2 protein-coding genes and 3 pseudogenes are annotated in these 2,861 nt (G+C 61.0%); 3 read left to right on the top strand and 2 right to left on the bottom strand.

What is annotated here, in order from left to right; genetic code table 11:
- Positions 1 to 102: 102 nt before the first annotated feature.
- A pseudogene (locus tag VQ044_RS24510) lies at positions 103 to 834 on the top strand (hypothetical protein); the annotation flags it as partial.
- 164 nt (positions 835 to 998) lie between these two features.
- Positions 999 to 1,265: a DUF3892 domain-containing protein gene (locus tag VQ044_RS24505; RefSeq protein WP_327650259.1), complete on the top strand. Its 267-nt coding sequence runs from the start codon at positions 999 to 1,001 to the stop codon at positions 1,263 to 1,265.
- Between the two features lie 176 nt (positions 1,266 to 1,441).
- Here the strand turns inward: VQ044_RS24505 and VQ044_RS24500 are convergent, their stop codons facing one another.
- Positions 1,442 to 1,609, bottom strand: coding sequence for a DNA-binding protein (locus VQ044_RS24500; protein ID WP_327650257.1), 168 nt, complete (start codon positions 1,607 to 1,609; stop codon positions 1,442 to 1,444).
- A 234-nt stretch (positions 1,610 to 1,843) separates the two neighbouring features.
- On the opposite strand from VQ044_RS24500, the pseudogene VQ044_RS24495 reads away from it, so the two are divergent.
- Positions 1,844 to 2,539: pseudogene (locus tag VQ044_RS24495) on the top strand (IS630 family transposase); the annotation flags it as partial.
- Positions 2,540 to 2,685: 146 nt separating this feature from the next.
- Here the strand turns inward: VQ044_RS24495 and VQ044_RS24490 are convergent.
- Positions 2,686 to 2,861 (bottom strand): annotated as a pseudogene (locus VQ044_RS24490) (IS256 family transposase); the annotation flags it as partial.

Below are 2,861 nucleotides of genomic sequence, written 5' to 3'. Positions count from 1 at the left end.
AGATAGTCCCGGTCGTCCCGTGCGTGCCATTGTGGATCCTCCCAGCGCATCATGACAGCCATCATGTTGCGTTGACCGGTTGAACCCACCGGCGCCTTCTTCGCCGAGATGAACGAGATCCATCCCTTTCCCGAAGGCAACGGCCGCACCCAACGGGCGCTGATCCTTCAGCTTGCCGAGGGCGCCGGTCACAGCCTCGACTTCTCGCTCGTCAGCGCTGAGCGCATGACGACCATCAGCGAACAGGCGGTCGACACGGCCCACCGCCCCGGCAGTCCGGCTGGCATCATCCGCATGATGGATGAGATCAGCGATCCGGTCCGCGCCACACCGCTGCGCAAGGCGCTTGCCGATCTCGATCGCCACGAGTTCCAGTGGCAGGAGACTTACATTTCGACGACGGTTCCGGGCGAACGCTATAAAGGCACCTTCGTCGGCCAGGCGAGCGACAGTTTCATGATGATGGTCGGGACCCGCTCGATCGCTGTCGGCTTCACCGCCGACCTCGATCAAGTTCCCAGATCCGGCGATCCGATTAGCTTCACCGCGACGGAACGCGGCTACAATCACGGCGTCGCCGCAGCCTTCGACAGGCTCGACCGATCGGACGCCGAGCGTCATCCGACTCTCGCGGCCGCGCACCGGGCGCTCGACCGCCTCGATGCCGAGGTCGCGCGCGAGTTCACGCCGCGTGAGGAGGCGTTCACCGAGGCGCGCCAAGTGGGGTTGCAAACGATCCGTGACGATCTTCGTGAAGGGCGGACTCACGGTCCGGACTTCGCGAGCCACGCCGTGGAGGCGGTTCGGGGTCACGGCACCGGCCACAGTCACTGATACCGCTCTCGCTTTTTCGGCCACAGCAGAGAGCGGCGGCGTCCAAGAACTTCTTGACAGTTATCAGGGGTCGGCCATGCGCCGTCCCCTTTTTTTGGCGATATTATACTTGACACACCAGACCGCTAAGGTAGCCTGAGCGCTCCGCAATGGAGGAGTGCAAAATGGCTGACTACCGAGTGACCTGCATCACCCCGGACAGCAATGACGCTGATCGTCGTATTGACAGGCTCGGCGGCCCTGACTGGAACGATTCAATCGACAACGTCATAGGATTTATCCAGCGGGGCCAGCATCGGTTCTGGACGAGCGCAGCCGGGAAATCGGTTTGGGTTATCGTCAAGCAGCATCCGACGAGCGGTCGCTACTACCTGACAACGAAGGGCGACGGCTTCCCGCCGAACAACCTTCTGAACCTGCCCCGCTGCTAACAAGAGCGTCGAAGGGGGAGGAATATCCTTCCGGCTCCATGGCCCAAGCGAGCGCCTGTTGTGCAGAATATAGCGCTGCATGTTCGTTTGGATCGGGGTAGGCCTGTAACCTTGCCTTGATGCGATTCAGTTCTGCTTCGATATGTTGCATAGCGATCTCCACTAAAAAGCCCGGCTCACTGGCCGGGCTTTTCCTTCTTCGGTTTCTCGTCTTTCGGCGGTGGCACCTTCGCGATACGCTCTAGCGTTGCGTCGAAGCGCGCTTCGTCGTTATCTGTTTCCAGTTCGCGAGCCGCCTCGCGGAATTTGTCGATTTGGCTCTTATCGTCATCGGATATAGCCATCAAAGCTTTTCCTCACCGTAAGAATGCATCATATGGCTAAACAGACCACAAAAGTTGAACTCTCGTCAAAACTAGTGGATTGAATTTGACATTTGATACCCATGTGCGGCGGACTCAAGATCAAATATCAAATTTGAAAAATCCACGAGAGTCATAAAGTTGCTAGTGGATTGATCGGATCAAAAGAGTCCGTTTTGGGATTCCGCATTGTGTTGTGGCGTGCGAGTCTGCGGTATGCGCAGCGACGTCACCTTCACCGTATCGGCCGCGGACCGTCAGCGATTGCAGGCGATCGTCGTGGACCCCAAGAGCCCGCAGAAGCATGTCTGGCGGGCGCGCATTGTCCTGCTGAGCGCCGACGGCCTCGGCACCTCGGCGATCATGGCGGGGACGAACAAGTCGAAGACCTGTGTGTGGCGCTGGCAGGAGCGTTTCATGCAGGAAGGTGTCGAGGGTCTGCTTCGCGATCGATCCCGTCCGCCCGGCAAGGCGCCGGTCCCGCCTGAGCGCGTCGCCGAGATCGTCCGCCTGACGCAGGAGCCGCCGCCGCACGAGGCGACCCACTGGACGCTGCGGGCGATGGCGAAGGTCGCCGGCATAGCGGCGTCGACGGTGCAGGCGATCTGGAAGGCTCACGGCCTCAGTCCCCACCGCTGGCGGAGTTTTAAGCTTTCGAACGACCCGGCCTTCGCCGAGAAACTGACCGACATCGTCGGCCTGTATGTCGATCCGCCGGCCCACGCCGTGGTGCTGTCGGTCGACGAGAAGTCGCAGATCCAGGCCCTCGACCGAACCCAGCCCGGCCTGCCCATGAAAAGGGGCCGCGCCGGCACCATGACCCATGACTACAAACGCCACGGCACGACGACGCTCTTCGCCGCGCTCAACGTGCTGGACGGCACTGTCATCGGGCAGAACATGCAGCGCCACGGGGATGTCCCGAAGTTTGTTGAACTTCGGCGAACGACGTTGCCGGGGTTGAAGGTTACGCGGCCCTGGAAACGGAGGCAACGGGCTTTTNGGGGATGTCCCGAAGTTTGTTGAACTTCGGCGAACGACGTTGCCGGGGTTGAAGGTTACGCGGCCCTGGAAACGGAGGCAACGGGCTTTTCAGCAAGGCGCTGCTGATGGGCAAGAAGGGCGGCCCGCAGAATCGGCAATTGCTTGTGAGCCTTGAGCTTGCGGAAGCCCTTAGCCGCCTCGATCATGCCGGCGGCGACCCAGCGCAGGGCCATCTTGCCGTTTCGCCACC

The organism is Aurantimonas sp. C2-5-R2 (assembly GCF_036549495.1).
GTDB lineage: Bacteria > Pseudomonadota > Alphaproteobacteria > Rhizobiales > Rhizobiaceae > Aurantimonas > Aurantimonas coralicida_A.
Note: the sequence above shows the minus strand (reverse complement) of the source record. Positions and strands in the feature narration are given on the sequence as shown.